The sequence below is a fragment of the Brachybacterium zhongshanense genome (assembly GCF_055385755.1).
On record NZ_AP043790.1, the window covers coordinates 686,161 to 711,315 of the forward strand.

At 70.6% G+C, this 25,155-nt stretch carries 14 protein-coding genes; all 14 read left to right on the forward strand.

Going from position 1 to position 25,155, the window contains the following annotated elements; genetic code table 11:
• The 14 genes from ACZ5AJ_RS03125 to ACZ5AJ_RS03190 all read left to right on the forward strand — a co-directional run bounded on the left by ACZ5AJ_RS03125 (position 1) and on the right by ACZ5AJ_RS03190 (position 25,075).
• Positions 1 to 6,105 carry an Ig-like domain-containing protein gene (locus ACZ5AJ_RS03125; RefSeq protein ID WP_464136991.1) on the forward strand — a complete coding sequence of 2,035 codons (6,105 nt, stop codon included), beginning with the start codon at positions 1 to 3 and terminating at the stop codon, positions 6,103 to 6,105.
• Positions 6,106 to 6,184: 79 nt separating this feature from the next.
• Positions 6,185 to 7,159 (forward strand): AAA family ATPase, encoded by a 975-nt coding sequence (locus ACZ5AJ_RS03130; protein ID WP_464136993.1) that lies wholly within the window; start codon positions 6,185 to 6,187, stop codon positions 7,157 to 7,159.
• Positions 7,156 to 8,544 (forward strand): DUF58 domain-containing protein, encoded by a 1,389-nt coding sequence (locus ACZ5AJ_RS03135; protein WP_464136995.1) that lies wholly within the window; start codon positions 7,156 to 7,158, stop codon positions 8,542 to 8,544. The genes ACZ5AJ_RS03130 and ACZ5AJ_RS03135 overlap by 4 nt, the downstream gene beginning before the upstream one ends.
• A complete protein-coding gene (locus tag ACZ5AJ_RS03140) occupies positions 8,541 to 11,060 on the forward strand; it encodes a transglutaminase-like domain-containing protein (protein ID WP_464136997.1) in 2,520 nt (839 codons plus the stop codon). The genes ACZ5AJ_RS03135 and ACZ5AJ_RS03140 overlap by 4 nt, the downstream gene beginning before the upstream one ends.
• A 3-nt stretch (positions 11,061 to 11,063) precedes the next feature.
• Positions 11,064 to 12,890, forward strand: a complete 1,827-nt coding sequence (locus ACZ5AJ_RS03145) for an RDD family protein (protein WP_464136999.1) — start codon at positions 11,064 to 11,066, stop codon at positions 12,888 to 12,890.
• On the forward strand, positions 12,887 to 13,765 hold the full coding sequence (locus ACZ5AJ_RS03150; protein ID WP_464137001.1) for a PP2C family protein-serine/threonine phosphatase: 879 nt from the start codon (positions 12,887 to 12,889) through the stop codon (positions 13,763 to 13,765). The genes ACZ5AJ_RS03145 and ACZ5AJ_RS03150 overlap by 4 nt, the downstream gene beginning before the upstream one ends.
• Positions 13,762 to 16,020: an FHA domain-containing protein gene (locus ACZ5AJ_RS03155; protein WP_464137003.1), complete on the forward strand. Its 2,259-nt coding sequence runs from the start codon at positions 13,762 to 13,764 to the stop codon at positions 16,018 to 16,020. The genes ACZ5AJ_RS03150 and ACZ5AJ_RS03155 overlap by 4 nt, the downstream gene beginning before the upstream one ends.
• Positions 16,017 to 17,843: a serine/threonine-protein kinase gene (locus ACZ5AJ_RS03160; RefSeq protein WP_464137004.1), complete on the forward strand. Its 1,827-nt coding sequence runs from the start codon at positions 16,017 to 16,019 to the stop codon at positions 17,841 to 17,843. Before ACZ5AJ_RS03155 ends, ACZ5AJ_RS03160 begins: the two co-directional genes overlap by 4 nt.
• 2 nt (positions 17,844 to 17,845) lie before the next feature.
• A complete protein-coding gene (locus ACZ5AJ_RS03165; protein WP_464137006.1) occupies positions 17,846 to 18,556 on the forward strand; it encodes an FHA domain-containing protein in 711 nt (236 codons plus the stop codon).
• A 129-nt stretch (positions 18,557 to 18,685) separates the two neighbouring features.
• Positions 18,686 to 23,152, forward strand: coding sequence for an FtsK/SpoIIIE domain-containing protein (locus ACZ5AJ_RS03170; RefSeq protein ID WP_464137008.1), 4,467 nt, complete (start codon positions 18,686 to 18,688; stop codon positions 23,150 to 23,152).
• 160 nt (positions 23,153 to 23,312) lie between these two features.
• Complete coding sequence (locus ACZ5AJ_RS03175) at positions 23,313 to 23,582, forward strand: WXG100 family type VII secretion target (protein ID WP_464137009.1); 270 nt, start codon at positions 23,313 to 23,315, stop codon at positions 23,580 to 23,582.
• 81 nt (positions 23,583 to 23,663) lie between these two features.
• Positions 23,664 to 24,146, forward strand: coding sequence for a hypothetical protein (locus tag ACZ5AJ_RS03180; RefSeq protein WP_464137011.1), 483 nt, complete (start codon positions 23,664 to 23,666; stop codon positions 24,144 to 24,146).
• Positions 24,147 to 24,487: 341 nt separating this feature from the next.
• Positions 24,488 to 24,748 carry a WXG100 family type VII secretion target gene (locus ACZ5AJ_RS03185; RefSeq protein ID WP_464137013.1) on the forward strand — a complete coding sequence of 87 codons (261 nt, stop codon included), beginning with the start codon at positions 24,488 to 24,490 and terminating at the stop codon, positions 24,746 to 24,748.
• A 57-nt stretch (positions 24,749 to 24,805) separates the two neighbouring features.
• Entirely contained in the window at positions 24,806 to 25,075 is a 270-nt protein-coding gene (locus ACZ5AJ_RS03190) for a WXG100 family type VII secretion target (RefSeq protein ID WP_464137014.1), read from the forward strand.
• Positions 25,076 to 25,155: the final 80 nt, after the last annotated feature.

A 25,155-nucleotide genomic window follows, 5' to 3' on the forward strand; every position in this document is an offset into this window, starting at 1 on the left:
GTGAGCAGCGAAGCGGACGGTCTGATGGGCCGGATCAACGTCGATGCCCGGGAGATCGATGGCAAGGTCGACATGATCGGCACCGACCTGGACATCCTCCAGTCGGGGTACGACGTCATCGAGGTCGGTCCCCATGGCTTCACCCCGATCAACACCACGAGCGAGAAGCGCAACGGCCTCGTGGAGCTCGATCAGGGCTTCGAGATCGCTCTCGGAGGGGACCGGGTCGCGATCGCCTACCCGGATGGTCGCGTCTGGGTGCTCAGCCCTGAAGAAGCTGCGGCGTTCACCCCGGAGGCGACTCCGACCGTCGCGGAGGCGCAGGGGAGGATGCCGACGATCGCCGTGACCGATGAGGGCACCCTTCTCGTCCTCGACGGAACGACCCTGACGACGTATCCGCGCAGCGACATCTCCCGGGAGACGCGTCCGCGCAGCAGCGTCGAGCTCGATGGCCTGACCACTGACGTGGAGCAGCGGGAGCTGACCGCTGTCGGCGAGGAGCCGGTGGTGCTGGACCGGGAGAACCGCACGCTGCGGACGGGAGAGGACGGCACTCCCGTCGATCTCGCTGAGCTGGGTGTCGCTGACGGATCCGACGTCGTGCTCCAGCAGACGGGCGAGGATTCCGACGTCGTCGTGCTCGCCACGAGCGACGCCCTCGTGGAGGTGCCGCTGTCGGGCGGGCCTGCTGAAGCGCATTCCGCCGGAGGCAGCGGGACGCCGGTCGCCCCCGCGCAGGTCGCCGGCTGCCTGTACGGCGCGTGGAACGAGTCCGACCAGTATCTGCGCTCGTGCGATGGTCAGGAGGATGAGACGTCCACGGTCCCCGATGTGGACAGCGACTCGGATCTCGTGCTGCGCGTCAATCAGGGACTCGTCGTGCTCAATGATCAGGAGCTCGGGAAGTCCTGGCTCATCTCCGATGAGATGCAGATCGTCGACAACTGGGTCGTCGAGGAGCCGCTGAAGTCGGAGACGGCGACGGAGGACCGGGAGACCCTCACGACCACCATCGAGAATGCGCAGGTCGACCGGACCGAGGAGAACCGCGCTCCGATCGCGGAGGACGACGTCTTCGGGGTGCGTCCCGGGCAGAGCGTCGTGCTGCCGATCACGCGCAATGACACCGATCTCGACGGAGACATCATCACCGCGGCGGTCAGCGGAGAGCAGCCGGGCATCGGCGCGGTGACCGCCATCGAGGACGGCACCCAGCTGCAGATCGATGTCGACGAGGACGCCAGCGGAACCGCATCCTTCACCTATGTCGCCGATGACGGCCGCGGCGGCGAGGACACCGCGACGGTGACGCTCGAGGTCAAGGGCGACGACGAGAACAGCGGTCCGGTCGCCGCCGAGGAGACGGCACTGAAGCTCACGGTGCGGTCCGGGCGCTCGACCACCATCAACGTCCTGCCCTACTGGCAGGATCCGGAGGGGGACAGCTTCTACCTCGCCAACGCGACGGTCCCGCCCGACGACCTGGTCACCTTCCGAGCGGACGGCACGGTCACGTACAACGACGCCGGGCTGGAGACGGGGCTCAAGCAGGTTCAGCTGACCTTCCGGGACGAGCATGGGACGGAGAGCGAGGGCACGCTCGAGGTCGACGTCGTCGACGAGTCCGACATCGCGCCCATCACCTCCGCGGACCATGTGCGCGTCGTCGTGGGGCGGACCGCCACCGTCAGACCCCTCGTCAACGATTTCAACCCCAACGGCGGGGAACTCGAGCTGACCCATGTCTCCAGCGTGGACGGCCTCGAGGTCGACGCCTCTCTCGAGGCGGGCACCCTCACCGTGTCCGGGGAGTCCGAGGGGGAGTTCTACCTGGAGTACACAACGGCCGCCGCGGGGTCCGGCTCCACGTCCACCGGCATCATCCGCGTGGACGTGGAGGAGCCGGGCTCCGAGGACCTCGTCCCCGTGGCCGTGGACGACATGGGGGCGGTCGTCGTCGGCGACAGCACCCTGGTCGATCCGCTCGAGAACGACGTCGACCCGGCCGGAGGGGTGCTCGTCCTCAACGGCATCGCGGTACCGGAGGACAGCGGGCTCGAGGCGACCGTCGTCGAGCACCACCTGGTGCGTCTGACCGCTTCCCCCGATGCGTCGGCCGACGGCGAGCCGGTGGAGGTCACCTATGAGGTCGCAGGCTCCTCCGGATCGGCCACCGGCACTCTGCGGGTGATGCTCGTCAGCTCGGATTCGCAGCTGGCCAATCCGGAGGGCGTCCCGGATGCGGCCACCGTCCGCGCCGGTGACATGACCACTGTCGACGTCCTCGTCAACGACGACTCCCCATCGGGTGCTGATCTCTCGCTCGGTCAGCTCTCCGGCACCGAGGCCGCGGAGGAGCTCGGCCATCTCGAGACGCACGCCGATCAGATCCGCTTCACCGCGGATCCCGATGCCTCCGGCGAGGTGACCGTGACGTATCAGGTCCTCGACGACACGGGCCGCGTCGGCTCATCGCAGCTGACCATCAGCATCGTCCCCGCATCGACGGCGAACACGCCTCCTCGCCCCGAGAACCTCACCGCGCGCACCGTCTCCGGCAGCACGGTGCGCATCCCGGTCCCCACCACCGGCATCGATCCCGAGGGTGACTCCGTCATACTGACCGGCATCACGAGTCCCACTCCGGAGCTCGGCGAGATCACTGCGATCGACGGGGAGTGGATCGAGTACACGCCCTATGAGGGCGCGACCGGAACCGATCGCTTCTCGTACCAGGTCATGGATCGCGCGGGAGCGATCGGCACCGCGGAGGTCCTGGTCGGCATCGCCGAGCCCTCCGACACCAACCAGTACCCCGACGCCGTCGACGATGTCGTCGACGTGCGCCCTGACCGCGAGCTGCAGGTCCAGGCGCTGTCCAACGACACCGACCCCGAGGGCTCCGTGCTCTCGATCGAGCGCACGGCCGTGGAGGCGATCAGCACCGGAGACGGAGTCGGCGTCGAGATCATCGACGGCGAGGGCTCCGCCCCCGGGGTCGTCACGTTCAGGACTCCTGAGCAGGAGGGCACGTACACCGTCGTCTACGGTGCGAGCGACGGGCAGCTGACGGACACGGCGACCATCACGGCTCGAGTGTCCGAGGACGCTCCCCAGCTGAATCCCGTCGCCTACGACGACTTCGTCTCCGCGGCCGACGTCCTCGACCCGGAGAAGGAGACCATCACCGTCGACGTCCTGATCAACGACATCGACCCCGACGGCAGCACCTCCGACCTCACGGTCACGCTCCCGGAGGCCGTCGAGGGAGCAGAGGTCATCGACGGCACCCGGATCGAGGTCACGCCCCAGGACGATCTGGAGAGGATCCGCTACCGCATCGAGGACCTCGACGGCCTCGAGTCGTTCGGATACATCTGGGTCCCCGGTCGGGCGAAGCAGGCACCGACGTGGGTGGGCGGGACGCTCCACGCCGACAGCGGGAAGGAGCTCGAGATCGACCTCTCGGACTCGGAGCTGGTGAGAGTGCGCCCGGGCGCGAAGCCGGCGACGGTGTCCGACCCGTCGACCGTCTCCGCTGCGCACTCGGACGGCTCCGAGCTGGTCGTCGACGCGAGCACGCTCGTGTACCGCTCCGCCGAGGGCTTCTCCGGCGACGACTCCGTGACCGTCGAGGTCACCGACGGCGACGGAGACGGAGACGACGACACCGCGGCGACGGCAGTGATCGTGATCCCGATCGAGGTCTCGGCGGTCGACGAGGAGAATCTTCCCCCGACTCTGCAGAGCACTCCGCTGAAGGCGGAGCAGGGCGGCGCCGCTGCGAGCGTCGACCTCGCCGCCGGGGCCTCCGACCCGGAAGGCGACGATCTCGTCTTCGCCATGGGCGAGTACGTCCGGGATCCGGCCGTCGAGATCTCCCTCGAGGGCTCCGTCCTGACCGCGACAGCATCCGCCGAGGCGTCGAAGGGGACCGTCATCGAGGTCCCTGTGACGGTCGACGACGGCACGAACGAGCCCGTCTCCGCGAGCGTCCAGGTCTCGGTCACGAGATCCGCGCGGCCCCTGATCACCGCCGTCCTCGACAGGGCCGACATCGACGCCGGCTCCAGCAGGACGGTGGATGTCCTCGCCAACGACTCCAACCCCTTCGAGGGCGGGAAGCGGACGATCAGCTCTGCTGAGGTGACGAGTGAGGGCGCTGGCAGCGCCGAGGTCGTCGACGATCAGGTGCTCATCACCGCTGACGAGGACTTCCATGGGGTCCTCCACGCCCGCTACACCGTGCTCGACGACACCGGTGACGTCGAGCGGAAGGCCACGGGGGAGATCGAGGTGACGGTCCGGGGCACCCCGGAAGCGCCGTCGGTCCCGCGCGTCGGCGAGATCGGCGACGGGTTCGTGACGCTCTCCATCACTGCGGGCGCCGACAACGGCGCGCCGATCACCGAGTACCGGATCACCTCACCGGAGCATCCGGCCATCGACACCGTCTGCAGCGCCACCACCTGCACGGTCGACGGGCTGACCAATGATGTCGAATACACCTTCCAGGCGGTCGCCGTGAACGAGGTGGGCCCCTCGGAGAAGTCCGGGGCCTCCGCCGTCGCGCGTCCCGATGTGCGGCCGGGCAGGCCCGCGACGCCGACCGTCGAGCGGGGCGACGGGCAGCTGACGATCAGCTGGAGCGCTCCGGAGAACCACGGCTCGCCGCTGCAGAAGTACGTGCTGCAGAAGCAGGACTCCGCGACCGGCGAGACCGAGAGCGTGGAGCTGGACGCCGGCACCACCACCTACGCGTGGTCGTCGCTGACCAATGGCACCAGCTATCGCTTCAGCGTCCGCGCCTACAACAGAGCGGACGCCCCGTCGGACGCCTCCTCCTGGTCCGCCGAGGAGCACCCTGCCGGTGTGCCCCGGAAGCCCTCCGGCACCATCACCGCGACCCGAGTGGACGATCCGCTCGGCGGGGGAGTGACGGTGTCCTTCCCGGCGATGACAGCCGCCGAGTCCAACGGGGAACCGATCCTGCGATACAGCGTCACCGCCTCCGACGGCAGCACGAGGACTGTCACGGCAGGCTCCGGCGCCAGCACGACGACGTTCCGGGGCCTGGATCCCGACGAGGAGTACACCTTCACCTACACCGGCGAGAACTCCGTCGGCGTCGGTGCCGTCTCCGACGCCTCGGCGGCGGTGACCCCCTTCGCCGAGCCGTCGGCACCGGCGTCGGTGACCGCGAGCCTCCCGGACACCGGCTCAGCCGACGGCCCGGACGGGAAGGCAGACGTCTCCTGGTCCGCAGCGGACGGCAACGGCACGGCCATCGACTCGTACGTCGTCAGCTGGTCCGGCGGTTCGACGACGGTGAAGGCGTCGGAGACCTCGACGCGGGTCACCGGTCTCACGAACGGCAAGGCGTACACGTTCACGGTCACGGCGACCAACCGCTTCGGCGAGGTGAGCAGCGGGACCAGCTCCTCCTCGGTCACGCCGTACACCAGACCCGGTGGCGCCCAGATCACCGCCTCGACGAGCTCCTGCACGAACTCGACGACCTGCCCGATCACCTTCTCGATCGCGGCGACGGGCGACGACGGCGGCGGAGGCGGCAGGACGCTGCGCTACTCCGTGGACGGCGGAGCGACGAAGTCCGTCTCCGGCACCTCGACGACGGTCGAGATCACCTCGGCATCCGGCGCGTCGCACAGCGTGGAGGCCTGGGTCGATAACGGCAAGGGCCTGACCAGCGAGCACACCACGAAGAAGCAGAAGGCGAAGACCTACACGGCACCCGCTCCCCAGGGCGACGTCGTGTTCAAGGGAAAGTCCACGAACGATGCGTGCCGGAACACGGACTTCTGCCGGCTCATCGACGTCCGGTACAGCGATCTCGAGCCGGGCAAGACCTACGAGGTGCGCCTGACCACCCTCGACAGCACCAGTCCCTACGGGTCCTCCGGCGGGGAATGGCCGATCAACGGCACGAAGATCACCGCCTCCTCCTCGGGGACCTGGAGCAGCATCGACGCCGGGTACACCTGGCATTACGGGTACAAGTACAACGACTTCGTGCTGTACATCCATGATCCGGACACCGGTACCACGACGAAGCTGGGCACCTACTCGCTGCCGACCTGACGCGTCGCCGATGCACGCCCGCCCGACACCCGAACCGACCGCACCTCATCGCACCGACGACGAAGGACTGACCGCACCCATGAGCATGACCCCCGAACAGGCGCGCTGGTTCGCCGAGAGCTTCGACAAGCTCGTCCAGAGCATCGGCCAGGCCGTCCTCGGCAAGAACGAGGTCGTCCGACTCGTGCTGATCGCCATGCTCTCGCCCGGGCATGTGCTGCTCGAGGACGCGCCGGGAACCGGCAAGACCTCCCTCGCGCGTGCGATCGCGGCGACGGTCCAGGGCCGCAGCAGCCGCATCCAGTTCACCCCGGACCTGCTGCCGACCGATGTCACCGGTGTGCAGATCTACGACCAGGCCAACGGCGCCTTCAGCTTCCACGAGGGTCCGATCTTCGCCAACATCGTCCTGGCCGACGAGATCAACCGCGCCTCCCCCAAGACGCAGTCGGCGCTGCTCGAGGTGATGGAGGAGGGGCGGGTCAGCGTCGACGGGGAGACTCGTGACGTCGGCACCCCGTTCATGGTCATCGCCACCCAGAACCCCATCGAACAGGCCGGGACCTACCGCCTGCCCGAGGCGCAGCTCGACCGGTTCCTCCTGAAGACTTCGCTGGGATATCCCGACCACGCCTCGACAGTCCAGATCCTGCAGGGGTCCGCTGTGCGGGATCGTGCGGCCGCGCTGACACCGCGGATCTCCCTCAGCGCGGTCGACGACATGAGCCGACTGGCCTCCACCGTGCATGTCGACCCCGCCGTGCTCGAGTACGTCTCGCGACTGATGGAGGAGACCCGTCTCGCACCCGAGGTGCGAGTGGGGGTCTCGATCCGCGGAGCGCTCGCGCTCATGCGCGCGGTGAAGGTGCGTGCAGCATCGCAGGGCCGCCACTATGTCATCCCTGACGACGTGAAGGCGCTGGTGGAGCCGGTGTGGCTCCACCGCTTCGTGCTCGATCCGGAGGCTGAGTTCGCCGGGACGACCGCCGGGACCGTCATGTCCCGGATCCTCAGCGAGGTGGCGCCACCGCAGGCACGTCAGCAGAGCGCATGAGCGTCGACGCCCCTGCACGACGCCGTCGAGCCCGCGGAGGCACGCCGACGGCATCGACCGATGAGCCGCGGAACGGCGGGGTCCCTCAGGACACCGCCGACGTCCGGGCGGCGCGGGCGGCCCGAGCCCGGGGATCGGCCCGAGCCGGGGACGGGGACTCGCCCGACGACGATCTGCCGCTGCTCCGTCGCCTCCGGCGCTCGGTGCGGGAGCTTCGGCGACGGCGGCTGGCACCGGCTCTCGCCGTCGTCACCCCGGTCGGGTGGACGGTGGCCGGAGCCGCGACGGTTTGCTGGGTCGTCGGCCTGTCCCTCCGCATCACCGAGCTGAACGTGCTGGCCCTCGCGCTGTCCGTGCCGCTGCTGCTCGCCGCGCTGTTCGTGCTGGGGAAGGCGAACTACCGGGTCCAGCTGGACCTGCGCGCTCATCGTGTCGTCGTCGGCACGCGCGCCGTCGGCAGGATCGAGGCCTCCAACCCGACCCAGCGGACGATCCTGCCCTCGCGCATCGAGCTGACGGTGGGGGCATCGACGGCGCAGTTCCTGGTTCCGCGGCTGGCGCCGGAGGCTTCGCACGAGGAGCTGTTCGCCGTGCCCACGAGACGCCGAGCGGTGCTCGTGGTGGGGCCCGTGCGATCGGTGCGCGACGACCCCCTGTCCCTCATGCGTCGGCAGGTGACCTGGGCGAGAGCGCAGGAGGTGTTCGTGCATCCGCGCACCGTGCGGCTGGACGAAGCCGCCACCGGCTTCCTGCGCGATCTCGAGGGCACGCCGTCGTCGGACCTCTCCAGCTCGGACATCGCCTTCCACGCCCTGCGGGAGTATGCGCCGGGCGACGATCGGCGCCATGTGCACTGGAAGTCCGTCGCGCGGACGGGGAAGCTGATGGTCCGCCAGTTCGAGGAGACCCGACGCTCCCATGTGGTCGTCGCCCTGGACACCGCGTCCGGCCGCTTCGCGGATGACGACGAGTTCGAGCTCGCCGTCTCCGCGGCCGCCTCGATCGCCGGTCAGACCTTCCGCGAGGAGAAGCAGCTGACCGCCTTCACCCTCGAGGAGCGCCAGCGCACCGGCACCTTCAGAGCGCTCATGGACGACTACACGGTCGTCGCTCCGACGAGGGCGCGCCGGTCCCTCCACGAGCTGGGCCAGAGGGCGGCCGACCTCGCGCCCGGGGCGTCGGCCGTCATGATGGCGGTCGGCTCCCTCACGACCGCGCGCGAGCTCAGCGCGGCGGCGAGCCAGCTGCCTCCGGGGGTGATGGCCGTCGCGATCCGCTGCGCGGAGGGAGCCGAGGCGAGACGCTCCGCGATCGGCAGTCTGCACGTGCTGACCATCGGCGATCTCGACCAGCTGGGCAGGGCGCTGAGGGGAGTGGGACGATGAGCGCGGGCGCCGGAGCGGGCGCGGACGGAGGCGCGGGAGGCATACGGTTCTTCGATCGCGTCAGCGCGACCCGGCGCGGCATCGACCTGGCCGTCCTGGGAGTGCTCCTGCTGCTGGCGATGCTCGGCTTCCAGCCCGTCTACGGCGGAGTGCAGCACATCGTCACCGGGGCGATGGCCATCCTGCTGGGATTCCTGGTCGCCCTGATCGGTGCCCGCTGGTCGTGGGGCCCTCTGCGCATGGCGCTGCTGACGATCGCCGTGCACATCGTGCTGGGTTCGGTGTTCGCCGCTCCATCGCATGCGCTGTGGGGCGTGGTCCCCACCCCTGCATCCCTGTGGGAGGTGCTGCGCGAGCCCATCAGCACCTGGAAGTCGGTCCTGACCGTGGCGCCTCCGGTCGGGACCGCGCAGGGCATGCTGGGAGTGGAGTGGATCAGCATGCTGCTGCTCTCCCTCGGTGCCGGGACCGTGGTGATGCGCACACGGCTGTTCCTCGTCGCCTGGCTGTTCCCGCTCGCGGCGATGGGTGTCACCGTCGTCTTCGGCACCTCTGAGGCGTTCTGGCCCGTTCTGCGCGCGGTCTCCTTCGCGGTGCTCTCGATCGCCTGGCTGACCTGGCGCTTCGAGAGCGACCGCCTGGCAGATGCGCGCTCGAGCATCATCTCGGACACCGTCGGGGCGGGGTCGTGGCGCAATCCGGTGCTGCGGCGGCGGGTCGTCGGCGGTGCCGCGGTCCTCGCCGTCGCCGCCGGGACAGCGGTGTCCGCGCAGGCGCTGCTGGATCCGCCCGAGGGGAGCGCCCGGTTCGCCCTGCGTGACACGATCACTCCGCCCTTCGACGCCGAGCAGTACGTCTCGCCGCTGGCGGACTACCGCGGCTACCGCAAGCACTCCAGGGAGACCGAGCTGTTCACCGTCAGCGGTGTCGCGCCGGGGGAGCTGATCCGACTGGCGACGCTGGATGACTATGACGGTCACGTGTACGAGGTGGCCAGCTCCTCCGACGAGGACTCCGCCTCGGGCGCCTTCCTGCGCACCGTCACCGGTGTCGACCTGCTCGAGGCGAGCGATGATGCGCGCACGGCGACCATCGCGGTCGAGGGCTACTCGGATGTCTGGGTCCCGACGATCGGCACCAGCACCGCCAGGATCGAGCTCGAGTCCGACGACGCCGGGCGCACCGGCGCGCTCGCGGAGAACCTGTATCTCAACCGGGCCTCTCAGACCGCGATCGCCTCCGGAGGGCTCGCCTCCGGAGACAGCATCACGCTGACCTACGAGCCCTACACCGCGCCGACCGAGCAGCAGCAGCGGGACGCGGTCTTCGCCGAGGACGAGCTGCCGCCGTACCTGCCGATGAGCGCGGACCTCGAGGCGTACGCCGAGGAATGGGCGGGAGACTCCGAGTCCGACTACGAGCGCATGCAGAGCCTCCTGCGCGGCATCACCTCCGAGGGGACGTTCTCCCATGGCATCGACGAGGACGAGGCGCCCTCGCTGTCCGGGCACGGTGCGCGCCGTCTGCTGGCGATGCTCGAGGAGACCGGGTACGACGAGCAGGACAGCGATGCGATCCAGCTGGGGATGATCGGGGACGAGGAGCAGTACGCAGCGCTCACGGCGGTGATGGCGCGCTCGCTCGGGATCCCCGCGCGCGTGGTGATGGGCTTCGAGGTGCCCACCGCCTCGAACGGCACCGCCGTGATCACCGGGGACGATGTCACCGCCTGGGTCGAGGTCGGGTTCGAGGACATCGGCTGGGTGCGCTTCGACGTGGTCCCCGAGGACGATGACGCACCGGTGGAGGAGACCCCCAAGGAGGTCGACCAGCCGATGCCGCAGGTCGCGCAGCCTCCGCCGCCGCCCGCTGAACCGCCGACGCAGCCGCCGGGTGCGCTCAGCGAGGACCTGCCCGAGGACCCGGACGATCCGGCCCAGGCTGCGACCTGGGTGCGCTGGGTGCTGGTCGCCTCCTCGCCGGTGCTGCTGCTGGTGCTCGCGCTGATGGGGATCGCGGCGACCAAGGCCCTCCGCCGACGTCGGCGGCGCCTGCGCGGGAGCCCGGTCGAGCGCATGGACGGGGGATGGCAGGAGATCCTCGATCTCCTGGCCGATCTCGGTCGGCGGGCGGATCCGGTGCTCACTCGGCTGGAGGTCGCCTCGCAGCTGGATGCCGACCTCCCGGACGCGCGGACGACTGCGCTCGCCGAGGCGGCCGACCGAGCCGTCTTCGGACCCGATGAGCCCCCGGAGCCGGTCGTCCAGGAGCATTGGCGCGGAGTCGAGGCCGCCCGGAGCGCCATGCTCATGGCGCAGCCGTGGCGGCGCCGGCTGAGAGGACTGCTCTCGCTGCGCTCGCTGCGTCGTCGGACGGCGGACCGGTCCCAGCAGAGAGGGCGCGAACGCCGGCGCACGCGCGACCGCGAGAAGGCGGGACGACGGACGGACGCGCTGCGGCGCCGACGACCGAGGGACGGATCAGGGCAGGCAGCTGCCCGGAGAAAGGGGATCTGAGCGATGACGACGAGATACTGCAGCACCTGCGGCGCACTGCTCTCCCCGGGAGCGGTGATCTGCGGCGAGTGCGGGGCGAGGTACCAGCAGTCGCCCTATGAGCGGCGGGCCACCGACGCGCCGGGCGCCTGGTCGCCGCCGCCGCGGCCGAGGCTGACCGAGGACGAGGCATCGGCCTCCGCCTCCGATCCGGAGGACCCGGGCATCGAACGCATCTCCCGCGACGCCCTGGAGCCGGCCGCGCCGGGGGCCACCACTCTGCGGCCCCCGGGACAGTACGATCGGATGATGGTCACTCAGCCAGGTCCCGGCCCGTCGGCGGACCCAGCCGGTCCCCACCCTCTGCCGCAGGAGTCGGTCGCGGCCGATGCCGTCCGCCTCGACCCGCCGCTCGACGACTGCGTGGCGGCTCCACCGCTGAAGCGCCTGCTCGCGGCGCTCGTCGACGGGATCATCCTCGCCATCCTCGATCTTCCGCTCCTGATCGTCGTGATCGTGCTCCTCGTGACTGAGGAGGCGACGCTGCTGGTGCAGGTCCTGGTGGGCGTCGGTGCGGCCCTCCCGCTCGCCTACCAGCTCGTGATGATCTGGCTGCAGGGGGCCAAGGGCTTCACCCTCGGCAAGCTCGCGCTGGGTCTGCGCACCGTGCGTGAGGGGCAGGGAGGACCGATCGGCGTCCTGCGATCCCTCGGGCGCACCGTGCTGCTGGGCATCTGCGTCCCGATCTTCGCGGCCACGATCTTCATCGATCCGAAGAGGCAGCTCCGCGGTGCCCATGACAGGGCTGTCGGGTCCGTGGTGGCCGATGCGCGCGTCGGCCGGAACCCGATGCAGCCTCGGCCCGATGACTTCGAGCGGGAGAGCGCCGAGCACTACCTGGGTGCCTCGTCGGTGGCGGTGAGCGCGCCCGAGAGCCTCATGGCCTCGCCCGGTGCCGCATGGTCCGCCCCGGAGGCTCCGAGCGCTCCGTCCGCCGCGGAATCGAGGTCCGAGGGACCCGCCGAGGCTGCTGCTGGCCACCCCTCGGCCCCGCCGGCTCCCGGCCCGCAGCCGGTCGCACCTCAGGCGCCTGGATCCGAGGCATCGGGCTGGGGGGCCGCCCCTCCTGCACCCGAAGCGCCCATCGAGTCCACCCCCTGGGCGGCTCCGCCGGCAGTGTCCCCGCCGCCGACAACGCCCCCGCCGCCGGCGGCTCCGGCACCGGAGCCTCCGCACGTTCCGGCATCCGACGCGGGATCCGCCCCGGATCCGATCGCGCAGTGGGCACCGCCGCCATCGCCTGCTCCCGCGCCTGCTTCCGCTCCCGCTCCCTCTCCTTCTGCGGAGCAGCAGAAGCAGTCCGTTCCCGAGCCGTGGGCGCCGCCGGCCCCTGGTGCCGGTGCTCAGGCCGTCTGGCCGGGGGACGACGTCGATGAGGCAACCCGGCTGACCGCTCACGGTCAGGAGCCTGAGGACCTCGAGGCGACCCGCGTGTCGGCGGCTGTGCCGCCCCGCCTGCGCAAGCTGCGGATCACGGCCGACGACGGCACCGCCCGCGTCGTCGAGCGCCCCGTTGTCGTCGGACGCAATCCCTCGGGGGCCGCCGATGAGCTGATGATCGTGCTCAAGGACGAGACGCGATCGGTCTCGAAGACCCATCTGCGCATCGACGGCACCGGCGAGGACCTCGTGCTCACCGACCTGGGATCGACCAACGGGTCGGCGATCGTCCATGCCGACGGCTCGCGCGACGAGCTCGCCGCGGACAGCCCGACGACCGTCCCCGGCCCCTCGGCCGGCATGACGATCGCCATCGGGGATCGGACGCTCACAGTGGAGAGGGAGCAGTGATCGACCGTTCCCTGTCCGATCCCGACGCTCAGGGCAGCATCCGCGCCAGGTGGACCGCGCTGAGCCATGTGGGGCATGTGCGCGCGACCAACGAGGACTCCCTCCTGGCCGATCCTCCGATCTTCATGGTCGCCGACGGCATGGGCGGGCACAACGCCGGCGAGGTCGCCAGCGCTGTCGCCGTCGAGGAGTTCGAGAAGCTCACCGTTCAGCGCAACGTCACCGTCGAGCAGCTCGGCGATCGTCTGCATGCCGCCGCGGAGCGGATCGCGGCGCTCGGCGGCGGTGAGCCGCTCGGAGCCGGCACGACCGTCGCCCTCGTGGCGACGACGGTCCTGGACGGCATCGGGTACTGGATCGTCATGAACCTCGGCGACTCCCGCGTCTACCGGCTCTCCGGAGAGATCTTCGAGCAGGTCAGCGTCGACCATTCGGTCGTGCAGGAGCTCATGGACCGCGGCGATCTGACTGCGGAGGAGGCGAAGGTCCATCCCTACCGGCACATGGTCACGCGAGCGCTCGGCGCGGGACCCGAGTCCGACCCCGACTACTGGCTCATCCCGGCTGAGGTCGGCGACCGCATGCTGGTCTGCTCCGACGGGCTGACCGGCGAGGTCGAGGACGCCGTCATCGAGAGGGTGCTGCGCCGCGAGGACGATGTGCGCTCCGTCGGACAGGACCTCGTCCAGCTCGCCCTCGACGGCGGGGGGCGGGACAACGTGAGCGTCGTGATCGTCGAGGCCGTCGAGGTCCTCGGACTCTCCAGCCCGTCGGAGACGACGGTCCAGTCCCCGCACTCGCCGGCGGAACTCGTGGAGATCGACGAGGACACCCTGCCTCGCTCGGTCGGCGGCGACGGGGACGAGACGCGATGAGCGGGACCGCGATGCTGCTGGGACAGGGCATCTGGGTCCGCAGCGGACCGGCGACCCTGGTGGTGCGCGAGAAGGGCTGGGCGGTGCTGGTTCCCGGCACCCGCAAGGAGGTCATCGAGGCGGCGTGGGATCTCCTCGCCGCGGATCCGGGTGAGGGCGGTTCGGACGGCCCGAGAGGTGAGGGGTTCGTCGAGGAGCTCGCCCGACGGGCGGGTCTGGACGGTGCGGCGGAGATCAGCGATCTGCTGTTCGCCCTCGTGGACGGCACGTCCGCGCGCATCGGCGTGAAGGGCAGCACGCCGCTGGCCGTGCACGGGGCCGACGGCGTCGAGCTGGTCGCCGGGACCGACGGCGAGCCGCTTGCGCTCAAGGATCTGCGGGACGTGCGGCGCATCGCGTTCGGCGATCTGCCGGCGGAGGACCCCCTGGGCGCTCTGCGCGTCGGCACGGGCATCGTGCGGGCCCGCGGATTCGTGCATGCTCTGGCGGATCCCCGGGCGCTGGGAGAGCAGGAGCGCACGGCGCTCGAGGAGGAGGTCGCGGCGCAGGGCCGCTCGATCGAGGATCCCTCGGCCCGCGAGCGCAGGACCGCCGCGCCGAAGCCCGGGAGGGTGACGGAGGGGCGTCCTGACGGTCGACAGGACAGCCGACAGGAGAGGCGACAGGAGAGCAGCCCTGTCCCCGATGCCGAGTCCTCGCTTGCGGGTGCCGCGCAGCCCGGTGCACCCCGGCGGACTGCGGCCGTCGCGACGCGACGGTCCGGCGAGATGCCCGCCGCCTCGAACCGGAGGACGCCGGCGGACGCCCCGGCCACCGTCGGACCGAGCATCTTCGATGGTCTCTTCGGGCCGTCCCCGGCCGACGAGCCCGCTGCCGAGGAACCGGTGCAGACCCCACCGCCGGCGCAACCGTCTTCGCTACCGGCGGCACGGCCGGCGGAGGATGCGTCGTCGGCTCCGGAAGAGCCACCGGAGACGGACAGTGCGCCGGCACCGACGCCGAGACGCCGGAGGCTCGTGAGCACCTCGCTGTTCGACCGTCCGCGACGGGCGCCGCAGGAGAGGCCGAGCACGGAAGGGGCTCCGGTCGCGTTCCTGCCGTCTGCGCCTGTGCCCGCACCTGCACCTGCACCTGTCGCCGAGCCGTCCTCCTCGGAGCGACCGGAGCCGACGGGGGCGCCGGTCCAGCCGATCTCCGAGGCTGCGCCCGAGGAGGCGGACTCATCACCTGTCACGCTGATCGAGCCGGTCGAGGAGTCGTCTGCGGACACGCTGATCGAGCCGCTGGAGGACCCGGCCGCAGCCATCGAGCCGCCCGCGGGAGGGAGCTCTCCCGGAACCGGATCGGCGGGCGCCCCCGGCACCTACGACGACCTCTTCGGCAGGACGATCCACCGCAGCATCGAGGATGCAGCGGTGCGTCGGAAGCCTGACGACGAGCCGTCCGATGCCCACGATCCGCCGGCGCATCCCGGATCCGCTGCGGAGGACGTCCGCCTCGGGCAGCCGGCCCAGCAGGGGCCCGCAGCATCGGGCCTCGCGAACGCGAGCTCCGCTGAGGCGGCCTCCTCGGCGATCGGCGAGGACTTCATCGACTGGGTCCCGGGCGTCGGCCGGACCGCACCGGAGATCGCCAGGAACGATGCGGTGCGCGTCCCCTCGGAGGCGCCCGCTGCTCCCGCTTCGCCCGTCCCATCCGCTCCACCCACCCTGTCCGCTGGTCCCTCTGCACCCGCGCACGGAGCGCCGGCGTCCCGGCATGCCCCCGTCGCCGCGCCGCGCAGCGCCTCTGACGGCGCCGTGCTGCTGCCGGGGCTGCTGTGCCCATCGGGCCATGCCGAGTCTCCCGAGCGCACCGTGTGCCGAGTGTGCCGAGGCCCTCTGCAGGGACCCTCGCGCTCCGTGGTGCGGCCCCCGCTCGGACGCATCGCCGTCTCCACGGGGGGCGGGTTCGTGCTGGATCGCACCGCGATCGTCGGCCGCCGCCCTCGTGCGTCCCGCGTCAGCGGGAACGACCTGCCGCAGCTGATCACGGTGCCGAGCCCCCAGCAGGACATCTCCCGATCGCATGTGGAGCTGAGGCTGGAGGGCTGGCATGTGGTCGCCATCGACCTCGGCACCACCAACGGGACCGCGCTGCTGCGTCCGGGAGCCGATGCCGTCCGTCTGCGACCGCGGGAGGGGACGGTGCTCGTCGACGGGGACCGGCTCGACCTCGGTGACGGGACGATCCTGCAGTATCGGGAGTCGGCATGAGCCGTCGTCCGCCGTCCGCCCCGCCGCGGCTGCCCGGCTACGAGTACGAGGAGCTGCTCGGCTCCGGCGGCTTCGCCGACGTCTTCCTCTATCGGCAGTTCCGCCCGCAGCGTCGGGTGGCGATCAAGGTGCTGCTCGCGGACGTCCTCGACGACAGCGTCCGTCGGCAGTTCGACGCCGAGGCCGATGTCATGGCCTCGATGTCCACGCATCCGTCGATCGTGTCGATCCACGCGGCCGACATCTCCGCCGACGATCGCCCCTACATCGTCATGGAGTACTGCTCGCGGCCGAACTACGGGGTGCGCTTCCGACGCGAGAGGATCACCGTGGCGGAGGCGCTGCGGGTGGGGGTGCAGATCGCCGGGGCCGTCGAGACCGCCCACCGCGCGGGGATCCTCCATCGCGACATCAAGCCTGCCAACATCCTGGTCACCGACTACAGCCGTCCGGCGCTGACCGACTTCGGCATCTCCATGGCGGCCGGGGCGGGAGATGAGCTGGATGATTCACAGGGCATGTCGATCCCCTGGTCGCCGCCGGAGTTCTTCGCGGACCCGCCCCGCGCGGACGTCCGCAGCGACGTCTTCTCCCTGGCGGCGACCGTCTACTCGCTGCTGGCCTCCCGGACTCCTTTCGAGCATCTGGGAGAGCGCAACAGCGCGGCCGACCTCATCCATCGGATCGAGACCGAGCCGCTGCGAGCGCTCGACCGTCCCGATGTCCCGTCGGAGCTGAACCGGGTGCTGTCGATCGCCATGGCGAAGGAGCCGGGCGGCCGCTACGAGACGGCGCTGGCCTTCGGCAGGGGGCTCCAGCAGGTCGAGATGTCGCTGTCCCTGCCCGTCACGCAGATGGACGTCCTCGACGACCGCGAAGGCTCCGACCCTCCGGAGGACGACGACGAGCTGGAGATGCACACGCGGATCCGCAAGGTCGCGACCGTCGACCCGGACGGTCCCGCGGCGTCGTCGCATGCGTCGGCTCCGCGCACGTCCCCTGCTCCGTACGCGCCGGTGACGCCGGAGAGGAGTGCCGGGGCCGACGACCGGGTCGCATCCGACGGACGAGCCGCTCGCGCAGGAGCGTCGGCGAGCGATCGCTTCGCCGGAATCGCCCCGGCGCTCGGCGACCCCGGTCCCGGACACGTCGCTGTGCCGCAGTCTCCCGAGGCAGCCGGTTCCGCCCGCTCCTTCCCCGGATCGCCGGCGGCGTCGGGCCCCGTGACCGAGGGGACCGAGGACAGGACGATGCTGCGTCCGGCATCGTGGAGCGGCACCGCGGACGGAGCGGGCTCCGGGCCGGACGGAGCGCGCGAGGCGCACGGCGCCGACAACGAGGATCGCCGGGGCACCCCGGCCTGGCCGTTCGTGACCCTGGCCGCGGCGATCGTCGTCGGTCTGGGTGCAGGGGCGACCGCGCTCGTGCGCCACGTGTTCGCCGAGCCCGAGCCGGTGATCGCCACCACGCAGGTCAATCCCGTGGATCCCGAGGCGCTCGTGCCGGGCGTCCCCGTCGACCCCGCGATGGCCGTCACCGTCCCGGAGGAGGATGGCGGAGGGTTCGCCTACGCGCGCGTGAGCTGGGATCCGCCCGACGACGCAGCCGCGGGCATCTTCTACCGCGTGCGCTGGACGGGCCTTCCCGAAGGCTACGACGAGTACGAGCAGATCGAGCAGGTGCGGGGGCGCAAGAGCGTCACTCTGAAGGTGCCGCCGGGCATCGAAGCCCCGTGCGCCGAGGTGCAGACGGTCACCGAGGATCCTGTCGCCGCGAGCGACTGGGTCGAGGTGTGCCTGGATGATGAGGAGAAGGTGGGCTGAGGATGGCGCCGACGGTTTCGGTCGAGTTCTGCGGGGAATGGTTCCGCGTCGAGGAGGGGCAGGAGCTCACGATCGGTCGCGACGCCGATCTCGACGTGGATGCGGACAACCCGTTCCTCCACAGGAGGTTCCTGCAGATCGTCCCGGTGGACGCGATGTGGTGGCTGGTCAACATCGGGTCGCGGCTGTCGGCGACGATCACCGACGGCAGCGGATCCATGCAGGCATGGCTGGCACCCGGGGCGAGGATCCCGCTGGTGTTCGACGAGACCAAGGTGGTGTTCACCGCAGGTCCCACCACGTACGACCTCTCGATCCACGCCGAGTCCCCGCAGTTCGAGCGCGCGGTCGGCCCGGACGATCCGGCGGGAGAGACCACCGTCGGCTCCGTGCAGCTGACCGTCAGCCAGAAGCTGCTGATCCTCGCGCTCGCCGAGCCGATGCTGGTCAGGGAGGGCAGCGGCATGAGCGCAGTCCCGACCTCCTCGGAGGCCGCGGCGCGTCTGGGCTGGCCGATCACGAAGTTCAACCGGAAGCTCGACAACGTCTGCGACAAGCTCGACCGCCTGGGGGTGCGGGGCCTGCGCGGCGGACCGGGGAAGCTCGCGAGCAACCGTCGGGCGCGCCTCGTGGAGCACTCGGTGCTCTCGCGCCTGGTCACCGCGCAGGACCTGCCGCTCCTGGACCGCAGCTTCGGCGACGAGGACGAGTAGCACCGCAGCAGATCAGCCGATCAGCCGATCTGCTGGCCGGCCAGCTGGCGCAGAACGGCGCAGTCCGGCGCCGGGCTGCATGGATCACACGGGGACGGGCGTTGATCGCCCGAGCAGGGGAGGACGACGATGCGCATCAGGCTCACGCTGCGCCGGCCCGAGGACCGTCTGACCGATCTCGAGGTCACGGCCGACGCGACGGCGACCGTCGCCGACGTCGCGAGCGCCCTCTATCTCGCGGATCCTCTCCGCAGCGAGGTCGTCCCGCCCGAGGGACTGACCCTGCAGGTGCAGGATCCCGGGGCCGGTCCCGGAGCCTCCGGAGTGCGATCGCTGGACCGGGCCGTCGATCTGATCCAGGCGGGACTGCGATCCGGGAGCGTGGTGTCCCTCGCCCGCTCCTCGACGGAGTACCGCACCCGATCGGAGTCCCGCGGGCCCGCGGTCGCCCTGCTCCGGGTGCTCTCCGGACCCGAGGCCGGACGGGAGTTCCCGCTGCCCAGCGGGTCCAGCACCATCGGTCGGGAGGGCGATCTGGACATCCGCATCGCCGATCCGATGCTCTCCAAGCGCCATGCCCGGATCAACGTCGGCGACAGCATCGAGATCGTCGACCTGCGGTCCTCCAACGGCGTCCTCATCGGCGGCGAACCGGTGGAGAGGTCTGTCATCGGCCCTGCCGACACGGTGCTGATCGGGCAGACGACCTTCGCGGTGGTGCTTCTGCACCGCCTCGGAGGAACAGCGCCCAACTCGCCGGTGGTCGAGTTCAACCGGTCCCCGCGCGTCGTCCCGCGCTTCCCCTACCGTCCCCTCAAGGCGCCGACGCCGCCCAAGGAGCCCTCGCCGCAGTTCTTCCCGATCTTCATGCTGTTCGCCCCGATCCTCATGGGCGGACTCATGTTCGCGGTCACCCACAGCCCCTTCTCGCTCATGTTCGTGCTGATGATGCCGCTCATGGCGACCGCCGGGTACCTCAACCGCAAGCTCCAGCAGAAGAAGATGCTCGAACGTCAGATCCGGCAGTTCGAGGACGGCTTGGCCGCGCTGAGGCGACGGGTCACCGCTGCCCAGGACCTCGAGAGGGCGGTGCGGCTGGTGGAGGCGCCGTCGGCGGCGGACACCGTCGACGCGGCCTTCCGACTGGGACGTCTGCTGTGGACACACCGACCTGAGCACACGGCCTTCGGCACCGTCCGTCTGGGCCTCGGCGTCGCGGAGTCGAGGGTCGGCATCGAGATGCCGGGGGAGAACGATGCGATCCCGCTCTACTACGACATGCTCGACGACATGCATCAGGAGTACCGCCTGATCGCCGGCGTGCCGATCATCGCGGATCTGCGGCAGGCCGGCAGCATCGGCGTCGCCGGCGGGGGAGCGGAGGCCGACGGCGTCGCCCGCGGCCTGGTCACCCAGCTGTTCGCCCTCCATTCCCCGGCGGAGATGGTGATCGCGGCGATCACCTCCCGTTCGAGCCGGAGCATGTGGGAATGGCTCAAGTGGCTGCCCCACACCTCCAGCCCCCATTCCCCCCTGCCCGGAGACCACCTCGCAGACACGCCCGGGCGCGGCAGCTCCCTGGTCTCCCGGATCGAGGAGCTCATCGAGCAGCGCAGCGGAGGCGCTCCCGCGCAGCCGCGCACCCGGCTGACCGTCGACCTCTCCGAGGAGCCCCCGGAGCCTCCGGAGCCGGTCGTGCCGAGTCTGCTGGTCATCATCGAGGACGACGCTCCTGTGGACCGCGCCCGGATGGTGCGGATCGCCGAGCAGGGGCCCGACGTCGGTGTGCACGTCCTGTGGTCCGCCTCCGACGTCGCCTCGCTCCCCGCGGCCTGCCGCACCTATGTCGCGGTCGATGAGTCCGTCGAGGGTGCGAGCGCCGGTCACGTCCGACTCGGGGAGCGCTTCAGCCCGGTCGCTGTGGAGACCGTGTCCGTCGAGGTCGCCACCGGGGTCGCCAGGCATCTCTCCCCGGTCGTCGACGCCGGCGTCCCGGTCGACGACGACTCCGACCTTCCCCGCTCGATCTCCTATCTGAAGCTGGGCGGGATGGCGCTCGCCGAGGACCCCGGGCACATCGTCGAGCGCTGGAAGGAGAACGGCTCGCTCACCCCGCGCGACGGCACGGCTCCGCAGCGCCGCAAGCATGATGCGAACCTCCGCGCCCTCATCGGCCACAGCGGACAGGATGCCTTCCACCTGGACCTGCGCACGAACGGCCCGCACGCGCTGGTCGGAGGCACGACGGGCGCGGGCAAGTCCGAGTTCCTGCAGGCGTGGGTGATGGGCATGGCCACCGCCCACAGCCCTGACCGTGTGACCTTCCTCTTCGTGGACTACAAGGGCGGGGCCGCCTTCGCCGACTGCGTGGACCTCCCGCACACGGTCGGTCTGGTCACCGACCTCTCCCAGCATCTGGTGCGCCGCGCGCTGACCTCCCTGCGCGCGGAGCTGCATCACCGCGAGCATCTGCTGAACAGGAAGAAGGCCAAGGACCTCGTCTCGCTCGAGCGCACCGGGGATCCGGAGGCACCGCCGAGCCTGATCATCATCGTCGACGAGTTCGCGGCGCTGGCCAAGGAGATCCCCGAGTTCGTCGACGGCGTCGTCGACGTCGCCGCCCGTGGGCGCTCGCTGGGCCTGCACCTCATCCTCGCGACCCAGCGACCCGCCGGCGTCATCAAGGACAACCTGCGCGCCAACACGAATCTGCGCATCGCCCTGCGCATGGCCGACGAAGCGGACTCCAAGGACATCCTGGGCGACGCGATGGCCGCCCATTTCGATCCCGGCATCCCCGGACGCGGAGCCGCCAAGACCGGGCCCGGACGCATCACCGCCTTCCAGTCCGGCTACGCCGGCGGCTGGACGACCGGCGAGCCCGAGCGCGCCCGCATCGACATCGTCGAGAAGGACTTCGGCACGGGCGAGCAGTGGGATGTGCCCGCGCCGCCGACCAAGGAGGTCACGGATCCCGGCCCGACGGACATCTCCCGCATGGTCTCCACGATCATCTCCGCCGCCGACCGGGCCGGCGTCCCCGCGCCCCGCAAGCCCTGGCTCTCCGAGCTCGCCGACGCCTACGATCTCTCGCGCCTGCCCACCCGCCGCACCGATGAGGAGCTGCTCCTGGGCGTCATGGACGTCCCCGAGGACCAGGCGCAGCCGACGGTCTCCTACGTCCCGGACCGTGACGGGAACATGGCGATCTACGGCACCGGCGGGTCGGGCAAGTCGACGACGCTGCGCACGCTGGCCATCTCCGCCGCCTCGACCGTCCGCGGCGGGCCCGTGCACGTGTACGGGCTGGACTTCGGAGCCTCGGGCCTCAACATGCTCGAGGAGCTGCCGCATGTGGGATCGATCATCGCCGGCGACGACGAGGAGCGGGTCATCCGGCTGCTGCGCACGCTGCGCCGGATCGTCGACGAGCGCGCGAGGGAGTTCGCCCGGGTGCGCGCCGGATCGGTCTCCGAGTACCGTGAGCTGGCTGACGCCTCCGGCACCCCGCGCATCCTGCTGCTGGTCGACGGCATGGCCGCCTTCCGCGAGGCCTACGACTACACCGGGCTGAGCCGGTGGTTCACCGCCTTCGTGCAGATCGCCACCGACGGCCGCCAGGTCGGCGTCCACGTGATCGTCACCGGTGATCGGCCCAGCGCGATCCCCACCTCGCTCGGCTCCTCCATCCAGCGCCGCCTCATCCATCGCATGGCCAGCGTCGAGGACTATGCGGGGTTCGGAGAGCCGAAGGACGTCCTGGACGCCGCCTCACCCCCGGGACGCGCGATCCTGGAGGGACATGAGGTGCAGGTCGCCGTGCACGGCGGCGACTCGAACGTCGCCATCCAGTCCCGCGAGGTCGCCGAGCTCGCGCGGGCCATGCGCCGCGCGGGCGTTCCGAAGGCTCCGCCGATCGAGCGCCTGCCCGAGCGCGTGGAGCTGTCCATGCTGCGTCCGCTGAAGGACGGTCGCCCGGTGCTCGGCGTCGCAGACGAGACGCTCGAGGAGATCGCTCTCGAGCCGCGGGGCGCGTTCATGGTCACCGGCCCGATGGGCTCCGGCCGCACCACCGCCATGCTCACCATCGCCACCGGACTCAGGTCCATGGAGGAGCCCATGCGCCTCGTGCGCTTCTCCGCGCGGCGGAGCCCGCTGACAGGTCTGGGCGTATGGGACGTGGAGGCCTCCGACCCCGACGCCGTCCAGGAGCTCGCCGGGCAGCTGCGCTCCGCCCTCGAGTCCGGGTCGGTGGGGGAGGGACGCCTCGCCCTGTTCATCGACGGGGTCGCGGACTTCACCGGCACCGGAGTCGAGAGCGACCTGGACAAGCTCATCCGCGCGGCGACGCGCGCAGGGCAGTTCGTCGTCGGCGAGAACGAGTCGGGGACCTGGTCCCAGGCCTACGTCCTGGCCCAGCCCTTCAAGGCCGGCCGACGAGGACTCCTCCTGCAGCCCGGCGAGAGCGACGGCGACACCCTGCTGGGGACGAGCCTGGGGCGCATCCGCCGGACGGACTTCCCCGCTGGACGAGGCTTCCTGATCCACAGCGGCCGCGCCATGAAGCTCCAGGTCGCCCAGGTCACCACTGGATGACACCACGGCAGCCCGGGTGATCGGAGGCGCGGGAGCACCGTCATCCACATGGGTACTCCTCCCCATGGTCGGACCGGCGTCGCACCCCTACAGTGAGCACGTCGTCGGCGCCTCGGGTGTCGATCAGGTGCCGAGCAGGATCGAGAGAAGAGGGGTATCCATGAACACCGCCGCCAAGGGCATGGACGTCGAGGAGGTCCGTCGGATGGCCTCCCAGCTGCGTGAGGCCGCCGAGGAGATCGCTCGGATCGAGCAGGAGCTGACCAGCGGCCTCGAGGAGGTCGACTGGACCGGTCCTGATGCCGACCGCTTCCGAGGACAGTGGACGGGCGAGATGGTGCCGGCGATCCAGCAGGTGAGCGCGGCGGTCGACGATCTCGGCGACACCGCCGATCGCAATGCCTCCGAGCAGGAGGCCATCTCCTCCTGAAGTCGGCAAACGGACAGCGGTCCCGCGTCGCCGCCCTGATATCTTGAGCGGCGTCATAGCCGGGACGGACGGAGCATTCACATGGCGAAGAGCATCTCCTACCCGAGTGCGGACTTCCCCGGACCGCCCCGGGTCCTCCTCGAGGTGCCTGATGAGTGGGAGCCGCTCGTGGTCCCCGGGGTGCAGCTGGCCGTGGCTCAGCCCCGTGAGGAAGGTCGGTTCCGGGCGAACGTCGTGGTCACGGTCCAGCGCTACGGTCCGGAGTTCACGCTCGAGTCGGCGAAGGCCGGGCTCGAGCAGCGGAAGGCCGCGCTCCCGGAGCTCGAGGAGATAGGCACCGGCGACGTCGAGCTGGAGGACCGCACCTGGATCGCGAGCGAGTACGGCTACACCCAGCCGGGGAGACCCACTGTCGTGCAGGCGGCACGCTACGCGGTGATCGCTCGCGGCGAGGTCGCCACCGACGTCATCGAGATCGTCGGCAGCTGCGGTGCCGAGGACGCCGACGCCGAGATCGAGGTGGTCCGTGCGATCCAGGACTCCGTCCGGGTCTACCTGGACTGAGCACCGATCCTCGAGCAGGACTCCTCCTCCGCATCCATCGCCCCGGCCCCCTTCCGAGGGGACCGGGGCGATCTCGTCGTGCCCGGCACGGGTGGGATGCGGATGCGCAGGGGGAGGTTGTCCACATCTTCCGACTCGACGGATATCGGTGGTGACCTGCACGGACAGGGGTCCCATGGGGTGTGGAGGAGTATGGGGAGTTGTCCCCATCGCCAGCGCGGCGATCGTTTCCTAGGGTTGAGCCATCACCTGGGGATCAGGGGTCGCGAGGGCGTCGGATCGGCGTCGGGGGCGGGCCTGTCGGGTGGCACCGGAGAAGACAACGACATGGAGGGAACACCATGAAGAAGGGCATGAACCCTGAGGCCGTCGACCAGATGGCGACGCAGATCGACGACGCGGGCTCGACCGTCCAGCAGCTCTACACCAAGCTTCAGTCGCAGGTGACGGACCTGGACTGGACCGGCGACGATCGCGATCGCTACGTCTCCGACTTCGATGACTCTGTGGGGCAGCTCGTCCAGCAGCTGCTGCAGCGTGCCTCCGATCTCGCCGAGCGGGCACGCTCGAATGCCACCGCGCAGCGCGGCGCGTCGGCCTGATCCCGACTCCGCCACCGACCACCAGCATCACTGAAGAACTGAACGAGGGGAACCACCATGGCTTTCAAGGGAATGAATCCGGATGAGGGGCGCGAGGTCGCCACGGCGCTCTCCGAGGGGGCACGGACCATCCTCGACACCATCGACGGTGTCACCGGCACCGTGAACAGCGTCGAATGGGTGGGTCCGGACTACGACGGCTACCAGCAGGACTGGAACGCGTTCGTCTCCGGTGCCGTGCAGAGCCTGTCGGACGCTCTGGACGCGAAGTCCACCGAACTCAACAACAACGCCGACGAGCAGGACTCCACCTCCGACGCCGGCTGAGTGCCGGGTGCCGGGTGCCGGGTGCCGAGATGCAGTGCACTCCGGAATCGCCGAGGCGCCCCGATCCCTCGAGGGATCGG